At 36.1% G+C, this 15,453-nt stretch carries 13 protein-coding genes, 3 tRNA genes and 1 riboswitch; of the genes, 2 read left to right on the forward strand and 14 right to left on the reverse strand.

Annotated elements, in window-relative coordinates:
- Window positions 1–87 precede the first annotated feature (87 nt).
- The 11 genes from rpsD to AB6B24_RS05660 form a co-directional block, all read right to left on the reverse strand.
- Window positions 88–699, reverse strand: a complete 612-nt coding sequence (gene rpsD, locus AB6B24_RS05610; protein ID WP_015425755.1) for a 30S ribosomal protein S4 — start codon at window positions 697–699, stop codon at window positions 88–90.
- A 211-nt stretch (window positions 700–910) separates the two neighbouring features.
- Window positions 911–2,335 carry a glucosyltransferase domain-containing protein gene (locus tag AB6B24_RS05615; RefSeq protein ID WP_153241735.1) on the reverse strand — a complete coding sequence of 475 codons (1,425 nt, stop codon included), beginning with the start codon at window positions 2,333–2,335 and terminating at the stop codon, window positions 911–913.
- A gap of 399 nt (window positions 2,336–2,734) precedes the next feature.
- Window positions 2,735–2,808: transfer RNA gene (locus AB6B24_RS05620), tRNA-Pro, on the reverse strand.
- A gap of 199 nt (window positions 2,809–3,007) precedes the next feature.
- A tRNA-Arg gene (locus AB6B24_RS05625) sits at window positions 3,008–3,081 on the reverse strand.
- A 141-nt stretch (window positions 3,082–3,222) separates the two neighbouring features.
- On the reverse strand, window positions 3,223–4,341 hold the full coding sequence (locus AB6B24_RS05630) for a polysaccharide deacetylase family protein (RefSeq protein WP_153241736.1): 1,119 nt from the start codon (window positions 4,339–4,341) through the stop codon (window positions 3,223–3,225).
- A gap of 122 nt (window positions 4,342–4,463) precedes the next feature.
- Window positions 4,464–5,618 (reverse strand): N-acetyldiaminopimelate deacetylase, encoded by a 1,155-nt coding sequence (locus AB6B24_RS05635; protein ID WP_311803918.1) that lies wholly within the window; start codon window positions 5,616–5,618, stop codon window positions 4,464–4,466.
- Window positions 5,619–5,754: 136 nt separating this feature from the next.
- Window positions 5,755–6,525 carry a 2,3,4,5-tetrahydropyridine-2,6-dicarboxylate N-acetyltransferase gene (gene dapD, locus AB6B24_RS05640; protein WP_311803917.1) on the reverse strand — a complete coding sequence of 257 codons (771 nt, stop codon included), beginning with the start codon at window positions 6,523–6,525 and terminating at the stop codon, window positions 5,755–5,757.
- A gap of 209 nt (window positions 6,526–6,734) precedes the next feature.
- A complete protein-coding gene (locus AB6B24_RS05645) occupies window positions 6,735–7,346 on the reverse strand; it encodes a thiol-disulfide isomerase (RefSeq protein WP_311803916.1) in 612 nt (203 codons plus the stop codon).
- Between the two features lie 23 nt (window positions 7,347–7,369).
- Window positions 7,370–8,170, reverse strand: a complete 801-nt coding sequence (locus tag AB6B24_RS05650; RefSeq protein ID WP_004255779.1) for an energy-coupling factor transporter transmembrane protein EcfT — start codon at window positions 8,168–8,170, stop codon at window positions 7,370–7,372.
- Window positions 8,170–9,036 (reverse strand): energy-coupling factor ABC transporter ATP-binding protein, encoded by an 867-nt coding sequence (locus AB6B24_RS05655; protein WP_311803915.1) that lies wholly within the window; start codon window positions 9,034–9,036, stop codon window positions 8,170–8,172. Before AB6B24_RS05655 ends, AB6B24_RS05650 begins: the two co-directional genes overlap by 1 nt.
- A gap of 185 nt (window positions 9,037–9,221) precedes the next feature.
- Window positions 9,222–10,055 carry an energy-coupling factor ABC transporter ATP-binding protein gene (locus AB6B24_RS05660; protein WP_004255784.1) on the reverse strand — a complete coding sequence of 278 codons (834 nt, stop codon included), beginning with the start codon at window positions 10,053–10,055 and terminating at the stop codon, window positions 9,222–9,224.
- Between the two features lie 143 nt (window positions 10,056–10,198).
- On the opposite strand from AB6B24_RS05660, the gene AB6B24_RS05665 reads away from it, so the two are divergent.
- Window positions 10,199–10,286 (forward strand) — tRNA-Ser (locus AB6B24_RS05665).
- A gap of 68 nt (window positions 10,287–10,354) precedes the next feature.
- On the opposite strand, the gene eno is transcribed toward AB6B24_RS05665, so the two are convergent.
- Window positions 10,355–11,623, reverse strand: a complete 1,269-nt coding sequence (gene eno / locus AB6B24_RS05670) for a phosphopyruvate hydratase (protein ID WP_047205562.1) — start codon at window positions 11,621–11,623, stop codon at window positions 10,355–10,357.
- Window positions 11,624–11,701: 78 nt separating this feature from the next.
- Window positions 11,702–11,774, reverse strand: a riboswitch (Fluoride riboswitch).
- A 140-nt stretch (window positions 11,775–11,914) separates the two neighbouring features.
- On the opposite strand from eno, the gene AB6B24_RS05675 reads away from it, so the two are divergent.
- Window positions 11,915–12,421, forward strand: coding sequence for a DUF2325 domain-containing protein (locus AB6B24_RS05675; RefSeq protein ID WP_311803914.1), 507 nt, complete (start codon window positions 11,915–11,917; stop codon window positions 12,419–12,421).
- A gap of 108 nt (window positions 12,422–12,529) precedes the next feature.
- On the opposite strand, the gene nrdG is transcribed toward AB6B24_RS05675, so the two are convergent.
- Together nrdG and nrdD are read right to left on the reverse strand one after the other, a co-directional pair.
- Complete coding sequence (gene nrdG, locus AB6B24_RS05680) at window positions 12,530–13,135, reverse strand: anaerobic ribonucleoside-triphosphate reductase activating protein (RefSeq protein ID WP_025016575.1); 606 nt, start codon at window positions 13,133–13,135, stop codon at window positions 12,530–12,532.
- Entirely contained in the window at window positions 13,132–15,375 is a 2,244-nt protein-coding gene (nrdD, locus tag AB6B24_RS05685; RefSeq protein WP_029344778.1) for an anaerobic ribonucleoside-triphosphate reductase, read from the reverse strand. Before nrdD ends, nrdG begins: the two co-directional genes overlap by 4 nt.
- Window positions 15,376–15,453 lie beyond the last annotated feature (78 nt).

A 15,453-nucleotide genomic window follows, 5' to 3' on the forward strand; every position in this document is an offset into this window, starting at 1 on the left:
AAGGACAGTGTCCTACCTCTATTTTACCAAAAAAGTCACAAAAAAATCGCTCCCAAACAGGAGCGATTTCAAAATACAAATAAGAAATTACATCATTTTGTTGTAGAATTCAACGATCAATGCTTCATTGATTTCTGGGTTGATTTCATCACGTTCAGGAAGACGAACAAGAGTTCCTTCAAGTTTATCAGCATCAAATGATACGAAGTTAGCGCGACCTTTAGTAGCTTCAACAGCTTCAAGGATTGCAGGAACTTTCATAGATTTTTCGCGAACTGAGATCACTTGACCAGGTTGTACGCGGAATGATGGGATATCAACGCGATTTCCGTCAACAAGGATATGTCCGTGGTTTACGAATTGACGTGCTTGACGACGAGTAGTCGCAAGACCAAGACGGAAAACAACGTTATCAAGACGTTGTTCAAGCAAAGTCATGAAGTTGAAACCAACAGTTCCTTCTTTAACTTTAGTTGCAGCAATGTACAAGTTACGGAATTGACGTTCAGAAAGACCGTATGAAAAACGAAGTTTTTGTTTTTCAGCCAATTGAAGACCGTATTCAGAAAGTTTTGAACGGTTGTTTGGACCGTGTTGTCCAGGTACGTAGTTACGACGAGCGATTTCTTTACCAGAACCAGAAAGTGAGATACCGTAACGGCGTGATTGTTTCCATGATGGACCAGTGTAACGTGACATAATTTATGTCCTCCAAATATTTTATTTGAAGAATATTGACAGCCTCGAATTCGTTCATTTTACCTTCGCTTATAGCTTCAGTTACTTGACACAGGGAGTATAATAGCTTACACTCCCTGACATAACAGCAAAATGTTGACGAGCTTTCTAGCTGACTGCTATATTCAACTTTTCTATTATACCAAAAATCCTTATTTTGTCAAGAAAAGCTTCAATCAGAAAGCTTCACAAGAAGCGCATTTTCATCCTTATCCCAAAAGATTGATTTTTCACTCGGATAATTTGGCAAATCTTCGTATTTCAAACTAAGATTTGCTCTCAATTTTTGGTCAGGAATTTTAAAATGATAATGTTTGATTTCCATAAAATCATAAGGTCTTAAAGAGGTCAAAGGTGGGTCAAATTGGAAGAACGACACCCTCGTAGCTCCTGTAATGAAAATAGCTTGAAATTTATTAATTACTCCCTGATTTCCTCTCTGCAAATTTCCAATAAAGACAAGATTAGTTTCACTTTCTAAAATACCCTGCTCTTGAGCATATTTTACAACTTTGTCTGACAACATCTGGTCATTTTCATAAGACAAATTCGCCTTGTGAGCAAGACTGAAAGTAAAAAAGATAGAAAACAAAGTAATCACAAAAGAAAGATATTTTAGCCTATTTCCTTTTCTAATACCCAAGTATAATAACCCAGAAAAGACCGTCGAAAATGTTCCAAAATAAACACGAGGAGCAGGTCGAAAATTACCAAAAGCCATATTAAATGTAAATATTGACCCAATCAAAAGAATCAATGATAAAAGATCAATTTCTTTTTTCGCTCTAAATCTTCTTATCGTAATTATCAATAAAACCATATAAGCTAAGGTAAATAATGCAATAAATGAAACTCCCAGTTTTTGAAAGCCGCTCAGTTCATTTAATTTGTTCCACATCATATAAGTTTCATTTCCATAAGAAGAATAATTAATCATCAAGGAAGCCATAAAATAACTCACAAAATATATAAGACCTGCAACAAACCAACTAGGTGCCATGACTTGCACAATTCGCTGACGTTTTTCTTTAAAAAAGTAAAAACAAAATAAAATCATTGAAAAAATAAAGAAGATAAAAACTTGATAAATCAAAAGTGAAAAAGCAAATAACAAACTAGAACCAATGATTTTCAAAAAATACCTAAGCTTTGATAAACTCAGATTTACCCCCAAAAGTACACAAAATAAACCTACTATCATCTGAACCGCTTGCATTTTAAAGTAAAGCTGTGCATAAACTACTGGATTACAAATAAAAGCGATGGCAAATAAAGTGGCAGCAAAATCCGATGACCTTTTATCATACTTCTTTAAGATGAAATAAAGATAAATTCCAGAACCAACAAGAAGTGGAATTACAATGAACGGAACAATTTGATTATTATAGTGGTGAATGAAAATTTCAAAAATCCAAACCATTCCAAAACGTCCTTGCGACAAATAGCCGTTTAACATCTGTCCCTGATTTTTTATCATCGTACTCGTATCAATCCCAAATGTATTCTTAAAATAAGGTAGATAAGTCAGTATAATCGCACAGGCGATTGTTAAAAACGGCAAAATTTCCCCTTTAAATAATTTCTTATTTTCTTCCATCATTGCTCCTTAGTGCTGGTCTTGACAGAATGTCAAGACCTGATATACATAGTATATCAGCGATTTTTGGAATCAAAAAAACTCATCTTTGACAGATGAGTTAAGAAATTAGAAAGATAAAATTTAATTATTTTTCTTCTTTTTTAGCTTCTGGTTTTGGTGCAGTTCTTACGCCTACTGCGTTGAAATGTTTTTTACCGTTACGTTTACCAAATTTATGTGATTTATATGCCATGATGGCTCCTTTCATTTAATGCTCGCTTTTAGTAATTTTCTAAACTCACATTATCACTTGAATTTTATCATATCTTGATAACACTTTCAAGAATTATGGAAGATTATCTAATTTTGACATCAAAAAAACTCATCCACGAAAGATGAGTTAGGGTTAGTCGGTAATCGGGAAGACAGGATTCGAACCTGCGACACCTTGGTCCCAAACCAAGTACTCTACCAAGCTGAGCTACTTCCCGTAGCTAATATTAAATTTTTGAAACTTCTTTGTTCAGTATCACTACTTTTAAGAGTACTTGTAAAGTAAATTTGCTTCGCAAATTCCTATCCACAACCTCAAAGCATACTTTGAGCTCTACCAAGCTGAGCTACTTCACATAGCTAATATAATTTTTTAAGCATTCAAACAAAAAAATGACTTTCGCCATATTCTGTTTATGCAAGCGGTAGGATTCGAACCTACAACCGCCTGATTCGTAGTCAGGTACTCTATCCAGTTGAGCCACGCCTGCGTTTCTCTCAAACGACTATATTAGTATATCAAGTTTCCCATAAGTTGTCAAGAATAAACTCATTGGATTTGAATTTTTTAGAATAAACCTTCGTTAAAGACGAATAAAAAGAGTAGAATTACTTCTCCTCTTCTTATTTTATTATCTACCAAAATAAACTTGTTGAGCCTTAGCTCCCCCATCTTGTACTGTTAGCAAAGTGCTGACCGTTACAAAGGTATAACCTTGTGCTTTCAAATTTTTAATAATCTGTGGCACCGCATCTACTGACCATTGATGAATATCATGCATCAAAATGATTGCTCCATCATGAGCGTAAGTCGAAACATTTTGAACAACTGGAGCACTTGTACGATAACGCCAGTCATTAGTGTCAACAGTCCAATTAACTGCACTTAAATTTGTTTGACTTAAAACAGATTTATTATAACTTCCATAAGGTGGACGGAAGAGTGTTACGTTTTTACCTGTAATTTTATTAATTAACTGATTTGCACTCTCAATTTCTTGCTTTTGTTGGTCTGGTGAGAGTGTTACCAAGTCTTTATGGTCCCATGTATGCGAAGCGACTTCATTTCCTCTATCAGCTTCTTCTTTAATAATTTGGGGGCAGGCTTGGGCTTGTTTTCCTAAAGCAAAAAAGGTTGCTGGAACTTGTGCATCTGATAAAATTTTTAATAATTGAGGGGTCGTATTAGGGTTTGGTCCATCATCAAAGGTCAAGGCAATCAATTTTTTATTTGCATATTGATTTTGAACGTTCGCAATACGCTCCGCTTCTTTTTGACGTTCAATAAGTATTTGTTTGTCAGCATTTACTTGTTTTGCCAATGCTTCTTTGTCTGATTTCTCATATGGAGCCTTTAATAATTCTAAAGCCTCTTCAGAGCTTTTTATTCCTTCTTCACTTATATTTTCATGGGCTTTTGCAACAATCTGGTTCACTTTGTCAATCTCTGACAAATAGTTTGTCAATTGGCTCATTGATTTATCTAAAGAAGTTTTATCTTTAACATGAAGCTTATTAATTAACTTATGAGCCTGTTCAATATCGTTTGCTTTTCTTGAATCATAGGCCTTGTCTTTTGCATTTCTCGCCTCATCTACTTGTTTTTCATAAGCAATTTTTTGCTTTTGAACTCCTTGATCATAATAATAGGTTCCTACTCCCGCTACCACTATTAATAACGCACCTATAAGCAAGGTAAGCTTCCAAAAAGCTTTTTTTGCTCCTTTTGATTTTAATCTTCTTTGTTTCATTATTCTTCCCTAAATAACTTTTATCATTTCAAAAAAGTTCAATTGTAACAATTTAACTACTGAATGATTTAAAAAAACTCTATCCTCCTATCTTAACATATCCATTCTTAAGATTAAAGCCATTAATTTATTGTTTTTTCATCTTCTGATAACCTATTAACTTTAAATTGTAAAAATTGGCTAATTGTATCAACAGCAAAATTGAGAACGTGCTCGTCTGGATTCATTTTTTGTGAATGAAGGGGAGCATCACTATCAATTCCTAACCAAAACATGACTCCAGGAATTTTGCTCAAAAGGTAACCAAAATCTTCACCAGTCATGGCTGGAGCGATGTCAATAAGATTAGCCTTAGTTTCTTTTTTGAAAAAATCCATCAGTTCTTTAGCAAGTTCAGGATGATTTTCAACTGGAAGATAGCCGCCTTGTTTAAGTTTAAGCTCAATTTCCATGTTAAAAGATTGCGCGATTCCATTTGCCAGTTCTCTTAAACGTTTTTGAGTCAATACATTGACTTCTTGGGTCTGACTCCGGATAGTTCCATGTAAAAAAGCACGTTCAGCGATAATATTATTCGTTGTCCCAGCCTCCATTTTTCCAAATGTAACCACTGCTGAAGCTAACGGGTCCACATTACGGCTTACAATCGTCTGAACCTGAGTGATAAAATAAGCGGCTGCTACCAAAGCGTCATTTGCTGTGTGAGGAAAAGCAGCATGTCCTCCTGTTCCAATAAAGGATAATTCAACTTCACAAGTTCCTGCAAAAAGCGTATGCTGATTCGTAGCAATATCTCCTACTTTTAAATCTGGTCTGACATGTAATCCATAAAATTCATTAGGAAGCCAGTTTTCAAATGCTCCAGCATCATACATTAATTTTCCGCCCGCTTCATTTTCTTCAGCAGGTTGAAAGAGAAAGAGGAGATTATCTCTTGGTTGGCTTTCACTCATTTTTTCCAATAAACCAAGAGCAACGGTCATGTGAATATCGTGTCCACAAGCATGCATTCGCCCATTTTTACTAGCATAAGGTAAATCAGTTAATTCCTCAATAGGCAGACCGTCAATATCTGTCCGCCAACCAATTGTTTTTTGACCCTGACTTCCTGCTAGATAAACTAGAATACCGGTTTGCCATGTTCTTACTTGTATAAATGGTTTATTTTGAGTCAGTTCTTGAATAATGGCTAGTAAATACTTTTGAGTTTCGTATTCTTCAAGACCAATTTCAGGAATTTGGTGAAGCTGCCGTCTGATTTCGATTAAATTTATCATATTTTTTCCTCATTACTAGGCTTAATTTCAATCTTTTTTATTTATTTTACTCTTTTTTGGCTATATATTGCTCTTTTTAACAAAAAAACTTTTGCTAAGATTAACAAAAGTTCAGAAATAAGCTATTTCTTTAATTTTACAAATTTCTAAGGGCATCTTCTAAAGCCGTTTTTTGTTGTGTTTTTTCATCTATTTCTTTGATAATTCGAGCTGGAACACCCGCAACAACAACGTTTTCTGGAACATCTTGGGTAACAATTGCCCCTGCTGCAACAACAGAACCTGAACCGACTTGTACTCCTTCAATTACAACAGCATTGGCTCCCACAAGGACATTATCCCCAACACGAACAGGTTCAGCACTTGCAGGCTCAATAACACCAGCCAAAACAGCTCCAGCACCAATATGAGAGTTCTTACCAACCGTCGCACGGCCACCCAAAATTGCCCCCATATCAATCATTGTGCCTTCACCAATTTCAGCTCCGATATTGATGATAGCCCCCATCATAATGACCGCACTATCGCCAATAGTTACTTGGTCACGAATAATTGCTCCTGGCTCAATTCGAGCATTGATTTCTCTGGTATCAAGGAGAGGAACAGCTGAATTTCGGCCTTCAAGTTCTAGGGTGTAATCTTTATTCTCAGTCAAGCCAGAAAGCAATGGACGTACTGCTTGCCAATCTCCAATGATAATTTTTAAGCTGTAATGTGTGTGAAAATCTCCCAGAACTTGGATTCCTTTATTGGCTAGTGTCTTAAAATTTGGACGCCCATTTTCAGCAAGAAAACCAGCTGCTTTAAAACTAGGCATTCCTGATAAGGTTACCTTGACACGTGTTTTTTTCTCAGCGTTCCCGATAAATTGAATTATTTCTTGTGCTGATAGTTTTTGTGCTTCCATTTTTACTCCATTCTAGGGCCATTCAGTTATTGATGACACTTTATAGGCCTTTTTATGATTCTGTCAGTAAAAATTTACTGACAGAATCATTTTACCTACAATATTATTGTTCTATATTATAGCAAATTATCAAATATTTGGAAAATTTTCAATTCTGCTTAAAGAAAAAACAGCCGAAACTGTTTTTTTACTGACAGAACTGTCAGCATTTATTTTATAAACTCAGAAAGACTTTCTTTCTTTTTATCAAATTTGATAAAAGTTCCGTCAGCACTTCTCTTCATAAATGTTGGAACGGTTTCTACTTCGTGAGCTTTACGAATCGCTTGTAATTCTGGATTGAGGTCTGTATTTTCTGTGTCAACGTAATAAATCATTTTGTCAGCATAGTCAGGAAGAGCCTTAACAAATCTTCTGGTCCAAGGACAAGTGACACGTCCAAAAAGTACAAATTGGCCTTCTGTCAGCTCTGACAGACGTTCTGGCGCAAGTGGAATTAGTCCTTTTACATTTTCAAAAAATTCAGTGCGCTTTTCTCCAGTGTAAGGTCTTTCGACCCATTCACCAATAACAATAAAGGTATTGTCCTCAGGAGCAATAAAAGAAAACATGAATCTTCCATCAACAGCTGGCGTAATTGGACTTACAGGAAGTCCAAGTTCAATGATTTTATCATGAATTTCATCAATTGTTTCTACTGAAATTGCTAAAGTTTCAGGATTTGGGTCATAGGTTTCATTGAGTGCTACTTCATCTTCCAAACCTAATTCTTTCCAAAAAATTTCTGCATTTTCCAAGCTATTTACGTTTAAAGTAATCATTTTTTCTCCTCTTGAGCATTTATTTAGGAAACTTTTGACCATAAAATAAGTAAAATTGTCATTATGATAATAGATACAACGAGCAAGCTATCTCGCATTTTCCATTTGAGTTGACGGTATTTTGTACGTCCATCTCCCCCTTGATAGCCTCTGCTTTCCATTGCGACTGCTAAGTCATCCGCACGCCGGAAAGAACTGACAAATAATGGAATTAAAATTGGAATGACTGATTTGATTTTTTTCAGTAAATTTCCTTCGCCAAAATCCATTCCTCTGGCTTTTTGAGCATTCATAATCATTGTTGTGTCATCCATTAATGTTGGAATAAAGCGTAAAGAAATAGATAACATCAAACCTAATTCGTGAACAGGGACTTTGATTTTTTTCAAAGGTCCTAAGCCTTTTTCGATTCCATCAGCCAAGGTCAATGGTGGCGTGGTCAGCGTCAAAATTGTTGACATAAAAATAATCAAGACAAAGCGAAAGAAAATATAGACGGCATTAATCAAAGATTCAGTTGAAATTTTGATAAACCATAGACTAAAAATGACATGTTGACCATTAGTAAAAAGCATTTGGAAAATAACTGTGAATAGAATTAAACCAATCATTGGCCGTAGGCCTTTTAAAAAATAGGAAACTGAAATCTTGGATAATAAAACACCCGCTAAAGTGTAAAGTACTAAAAGAAGATAACCTAACCAATCATGAGCCAAAAAGATAATGACAACAAAAGCAATCATCACCAAAAGTTTTGAACGCGGGTCCATGCGGTGAATGATACTATCACCTGGAATATAACGTCCCATCAGCATATTTTGCATCAGTTTTCACCTCCTGATTTTACTGACAGACTTGTTAGTAAATTAACAAGTTCAGCTCGTGTGATTGGCAATTTTTCAAAAGTATAGGCCCCTGTTTTTTGAAGTTGGTCAGCAAAATGAGTCGCTTTTGGCACTCCCAATTCATGTGCTTTCAAAAAATCAACTTCTTGAAAAACATCTGACGGAGTACCACAGCTAATAATACGTCCTTTTTCAAGAAGATAAACATAGTCAGCATAATCGGCCACGTCATCCATTAAATGAGTGACTAAAACAACGGTTTGACCCGTCTGATGAATACTCTCAAAAAGTTTCATCATCTCAATTCTAGCTTTTGGGTCAAGGCCTGCTGTTGGTTCATCAAGTACCAAAACTTCTGGTTCCATCGCGAGAATCCCAGCAATGGCCACACGACGCATTTGTCCTCCTGAAAGTTCAAAAGGAGATTTTTCCCAAAATTCTTTTGAAAGACCGACCATTTCCAGTTTCTCAGCAGCAATTTTCTCAGCTTCTTCTTTTGAAATTCCAAAGTTTTGTGGTCCAAAAGCGACATCTTTTAAAACCGTTTCTTCAAAAAGTTGGCTTTCAGGAAATTGAAAGACTACACCCACTTTTTTGCGGACAGGTTTAATCTCTTTTTGTTTACTTGTTGAAGTGACAACAATATCACCTACTCTAACCGTCCCTTGTGTAGGCTGCAACAATCCATTCAGATGTTGCAAAAGTGTCGATTTACCAGAACCAGTATGCCCAATCAAAGCCGTGTAACTTCCTTTTTTGACTTCTAAATCAATGTCAAAAAGGGCACGACTGGCAAAGGGACTGTTGGGCTGATAAGTATAATTTACTTTTTCAAATTTAATCATTTTTCTTTTTTCTCAAATCCAATAATATCCATTTTAATGACAGAAATTCTAGCATACTAGAATTTTATTAAGTCACCGATTCAAGGACTCTCATTAATCGCCTTGAACTGACAGAAACTTCATTTATCCGCCAATTTCACACTCACGTTAATCGCCTTGAACTGACAGAAATTCTGTCAGTAAATTTAGCGCAACTTATCAGCTAAAAGCTCTACCAATTCGTCTTCTGACAGATACTTTTCTGGTAAATCAAAGCCATTTTTTCGCAGGTCTTTCATTAAATTTGAAGAGAAGGGAACATCTAGTCCAATTTCAACCATATCCTCGCTCGTTGCAAAGAGTTCAGACGGTGCCGCTTCCTTAATTATTTCTCCTGCTTTCATCACTAAAATTCGGTCAGAGCTTGCTGCTTCATCAAGGTCATGAGTAATAGATAAAACGGTCAGTTGATATTTCTCTTTAATTTCATGAATCACGCGCATAATTTCTTGACGCCCGGTCGGGTCAAGCATTGAGGTTGATTCATCAAGAATAATGATTTCAGGTCGCAAAGCAATAATTCCAGCCACAGCTACCCTTTGCTTTTGTCCACCAGAAAGTCTCGCGGGTTCGCGGGTTTTGAAATCAAGCATATTGACAGCAAGCAAAGCTTCGTCAACCCGTTTAATCATCTCTTCCCGTGGAATTCCTTGATTTTCCATACCAAAAGCGACATCATCTTCAACCGTTGCCCCAACAAATTGGTTATCCGGATTTTGAAAAACCATCCCAATCTTTCGACGAAGATTCCAGACATTTTCAGCAGTCAAAAGTTCTCCATCAATTTTGACTTTTCCTTCAAATTCTTCAAAAAGACCATCAATCAGTCGAGCAGTCGTCGATTTACCAGAACCATTTTGGCCAATAATCGAAACCCATTCCCCTTTTGTAATCGAAAAGGAAACCCCATTAAGCTGATTTACATCGCTTTCTTTTTCATATTTAAAAACTAAATTTTCTACTTCGAGAATTTTATTCATAGCCCTTATTATACCAAATTTTAGACACTTTTAAGCATTTAGTTTTATATTTCTACTAAAAATGACATTCTTTATCGCCAAAACAAAACATTCAAAAGTCGTTGCTAAACGAGAAGGGTTTTTGTTATAATATTAAAGTAACCGGAGAAGTGTCCGAGTGGCCGAAGGAGCACGCCTGGAAAGTGTGTATACGTCACAAGCGTATCGGGGGTTCGAATCCCCTCTTCTCCTTTATAAAATTCATATTCTTAAAAATAAAAAAACATTAATTATAAAAATTAATGTTTTTTTATTTTTATCTATCCTGGAAATTTAGCAAGAGCTACATCTTTTCCTAATTCTTCTTCAATTCGCAAGAACTGATTATATTTTTCAACCCGTTCACTTCGAGCCATTGAACCTGTTTTTATTTGGCCAGCATGCATGGCTACGGCAAAATCGGCAATGTAGCTATCAACTGTTTCACCTGAACGGTGAGAAATCATTGTCTTATAGCCTGCTTTTCTCGCTAAACTAATGGCTTCAATCGCTTCAGTTACTGTTCCGATTTGATTAAGTTTAATCAAAATAGCATTTGCTACGCCTTTTTTAATTCCTTCTTTGAAAATTTCAGGATTTGTCACAAAAATATCATCACCTACTAATTGAATTTTTTGACCTTGAGCTTTCGTTTGAGCTGCAAAGCCCTCCCAGTCATGTTCAGAAAATCCATCTTCAATGGAAATAAGTGCTGGATATTTTTCAACTAAATTTTCATAGTAAGTCAATAGTTCTTTAGAAGTCAATTTTTGCCCTTCAAAACGATAAACTTTTTCTTTATCATCATAAAATTCGCTTGAAGCTGGGTCAATGGCAATCGCAATTTCTTCACCAGGAACATATCCTGCACTTTCAATTGCTTGATAAAGTGTAGCAATTGCATTTTCAGTAGAACCAAGTTTAGGGGCAAAGCCACCTTCATCACCTACGGCTGTTTCTAGCCCTTTGTCAGCTAAAATTTTCTTCAGAGTATGGTAGATATTTGCAATTTTTTCTAAACCATCGCGAAAGCTTTCCCGTTTGACTGGTGTAATCAAAAATTCTTGAACGTCAATTCCTGAATCGGCATGTACTCCACCATTAATGACATTGAAAAATGGTTGTGGAAGTTCCAAATCAACTCCACCAAGATAGCGATAGAGTGGAATTTTTTCACTATTCGCTGCCGCACGAGAAATGGCCATTGAAACCCCTAAAATTGCATTAGCCCCTAAACGAGATTTATTTTTTGTCCCGTCAAGTTCAATCATCAGATGATCTAATTTTGCTTGATTAAATGGTGATTGTCCTTTCAAGGCTTCATAAATTTCGCCATTGACATTTGCGACGGCTTTAGAAACGCCTTTCCCTTGAAGACGGTCTCCACCATCTCTTAATTCAACTGCTTCACGGTCTCCAGTTGATGCTCCTGAGGGTACTGCTGCGCGTCCTAGTGTCCCATCTGTTAATCTAACATCTACCTCAACGGTTGGATTTCCTCTAGAATCAAAAATTTCTCTTGCGTGGATGTTTTCGATTGTGACTGTCATAATAAATCTCCTTTTCTTTGCCTTTATTGCCTTGTAAGTCAAAGAAAAAATGGCAGACTACAAGGCAAAAAAAGGCTTTGCTTTGTAGGCGCCATTAGATTCAAGCTATTTCTTGAAACGGTTTCGGGTGTGCACCATACCCATCTACTATTAATTTACCACTTTATTTTTATGAGGTCAAATTTTTGAAACTTATATTTAAAAAAATACATTTATCATTAAGCAAAATTGTGTTATAATCACTATAATTCGCTCCTGTCAGTAAAGACAGAGCCATCAGTAAGGAATGACATGAAAACACTACTTGTTCTATGTGAAGTTAAATATTGGCATGATTTTAGAGAGGGCTTGGCAAAAGTTGGCGTTTCTTTTCTTGGTTTTGATAAGAAAAAACCTAATCGATTTGAGATTGACCAACTTGTTGCCAAAGCTGATTTGGTCATTATGAGAAACCGAAATGTGGCTCATCATTCAGTTCAATTTGCTAAAGAAGCTTGTAAAGCAACCGATACACCTTTTTGGATTAGTAGTAATTTTGGTTTAGAAACCATTATCAAGCAACTTTCTCAAACTTTTCCAGATGAATCTTTTGAAAGCACCGACCAAAATAAGAAAAGCAAAAGAAAAATTGAAAATAGAGTCCTGCAAAAGCAAAATCCTTTAGCCGAAAGTGCCCAAAGCAAAGAAAGTCAAAATTATTTAAAAGGAAAAAAGAAGCATCTCCCTCTCAAATCGGCGCTAAAAGATTTCAAAATTACTGACGACGAACCAGATTTTACAAAATTATTTAAAAAATAAGCGCTGACGCATTTGTCAGTGCTTATTTTTAGTGACAGAATTTCTGTCAGAAGATAGCCGTTGGCACTTTAGTGCTTACGGATATACTCAAATGTCCATCAGTAACTTTTAAATTAATTTTTCTTTATGAATTTGTTCAAAAGTTTTTTCACCATCATTGAGTTTTTCCCAAATGACAACTTGTCCTTGTTTTCGAGATTTTGGTACATCGATAATCCGCTGATTTGATGACCCACGGAATTGGAGCATTAAGTTTTTCTTTGATAATTCAAAACGACCGTCAACTAAAATATCTAACAAATCAAGCATTTCTAATTTGTCATCTGTTTCAAGTAGCATCTCTTCCCATGTATAACCTGTCCATGACCAAATATCTTTATCCGGTAACTCACGACGAATCCGTTTGAGCAAAGGAATCAAAAATGTCGTATTCAAGAAAGGTTCCCCACCAAGAAGCGTCAGACCTTGGACATAAGGCTGAGCAAGGTCAGCCATAATTTTATCTTCAAGCTCTTTAGTATAAGGCGTTCCATAACGAAATGACCAAGTGGCTTGATTATAGCAGCCCTCGCAATGAAACATACAGCCACTCACATAAAGTGAGCAGCGCACCCCTTCCCCATCAACGAAATTGAAGGGTTTATAATCTGCAATATAATTTTGTGAGAGTTCATCAGCTCTCCATTCTCCTGGTTTTGGATTGTTCATACTTATTTCTCCGCAAAATATTTTGATTTCGCTTCGTCAACTTCGACTGAATCAATCAAATTTCCATCGTTCAAAGCTCCGACAGAACCATTCATATGTTTTACACGTGATGAAATTTCTTTGTGACGACCATGAACCATTGGACGTGCTTGCGGATTTCCAAGATATCCACAAGTTCTTTTGACAACGTCACAGGTTTTAGGATCATCATTGCCACATTGTGGACATTTAAATCCACGTTCCGTTGCCGCAAAATCTCCTTCAAAGCCACAAGCATAGCAGTGGTCAATTGGTGCATTTGTTCCAAGATATCCAATACGATCGTAGGCAAAGTCCCAGACTGCTTCAAGAGCTTTCGGATTTTGTTGAAGAACAGGATATTCACAGTAATGAATGAATCCACCATTGGCATAAACAGGATAGTCTTTTTCAAACTCTAATTTTTCAAATGGAGTTGGATTTTTACGCACATCATAGTGGAAAGAATTAGTATAGTAATCTTTGTCAGTAATATCTGCAACTGAACCGAATTTTTCTTTATCCATTCGGCAGAAACGGTCAGTTAAACTTTCTGACGGTGTTGAGTAAACAGAATAATGATAACCAGAGGCTTTAGACCAATCTTCACAATCTTCATGCATTCGTTTCACAATTTCAATTGTAAAAGCTTTAGCTTCAGGATTATTTTCCCAAGTTGGGCCATAAAAAGTAGTCGCCACTTCATAAAGTCCAATGTAACCTAAACTTACAGTTGCACGTTCTTTATTGTACAATTCATCAACTGAACCTTCGGCATCAAGACGTCCCAATGCACCATTCATAAAGAGAATAGGTGCATTTTTAGGTTGTGCTTCTTTAGCACGTTCAACACGAAAGGCAAGCGCATCATGAGCAATTTCAATTCTTTCATTGAAGATTTCCCAGAATTTTTCTTTATTTCCAGCGGCTTCAAGAGCAATACGTGGAAGGTTAACTGTAACAACTCCAAGATTATTACGTCCAGCAGTCACGTCATTCCCATTTTCATCTTTCCAGCCTTGTAAAAATGAACGACAACCCATTGAAGCTTTAAATGAACCTGTTAATTCAACAATTTTATCATAGCTCAAAATATCAGGGTACATCCGTTTTGTTGAACATTCAAGCGCAAGTTCTTTGATGTCATAGTTTGGTGTCCCTACTTCGAGGTTAAGTCCACGTTTGAGTGTGAAAATTAATTTAGGGAAAATGGCAGTACGGTGTTCTGAACCTAAGCCACCAATCCGTACTTTCAAAATTGCTTTTTGAATTTCACGCGCATACCAATCGTCTCCAAGACCAAAACCAACCGTTACAAAAGGCGTTTGACCATTTGAAGTAAACAAAGTATTAATTTCATATTCTAAAGATTGCATTGCATCATAGATATCTTTGGCTGTTTTTTCACGAGCATAAGCTTCTTGTTTTTCAGCACCATCAATCCATTTTTGTGCATCTTTTAAATGTTTTTTATAATTTAATTTCGCGTAAGGCGCCAATACTTCATCGGCACGGTCAAATGAACAACCACCATATTGTGAACTAGCCACATTAGCGATGATTTGACTGGCTTGCGCAGTTGCTGTTTGAATTGATTTTGGCGAATCTACTTGTGCATTTCCAAGTTTAAAACCATTTTCAAACATATTTTTAAAGTCAATCAAACAACAGTTAGCCATTGTAGTAAATGGACTATAATCAAGGTCATGATAATGAATATCACCCTTTTGGTGAGCGTTTGCCACATGTGGCGGAAGAAGTTTCAATCCAATTGCTTTGGAAACCGCACCAGCTGTCAAATCACGTTGAGTATTGAAAACGTTAGAATCTTTATTGGCATTTTCATTAACGACAGTTTGGTCGCGATTAATTAATTTTTCAATCGTAAAATTGATATCCGTTGCTTTGGTACGGGCCAAATCACGGTTAGCACGATAAGAGATATATTCTTCAGCCAATTGAGTTTCACCAGACTCAAGGAGTTCTTGCTCAACAATTGATTGAATTTCATAAATTTTGACATTTTCAGAAAAACGAGTAAAGATTTCACTGACTACTCTGTCAGTAAGTTCTGAAAGAACCGACATATCTGTCAGTTCGACTTTTTTAGCCGCTTTAGTCAAAGCATCAAAAATTTTCTCACTGTTAAATTTCACTGAGCGTCCGTCACGCTTTATCACATTAATTTCTTCTAGTGTTACATCTTGATATTTTACTTCACTTTTCATATTAACCATCCTCTTCAATTACATCATCTATTTTATCAAATTCTCGGAAATGACACAATATATAGGTTAAATTATGTA

The organism is Lactococcus sp. AK05 (assembly GCF_041026685.1).
GTDB classification, from domain to species: domain Bacteria; phylum Bacillota; class Bacilli; order Lactobacillales; family Streptococcaceae; genus Lactococcus; species Lactococcus lactis.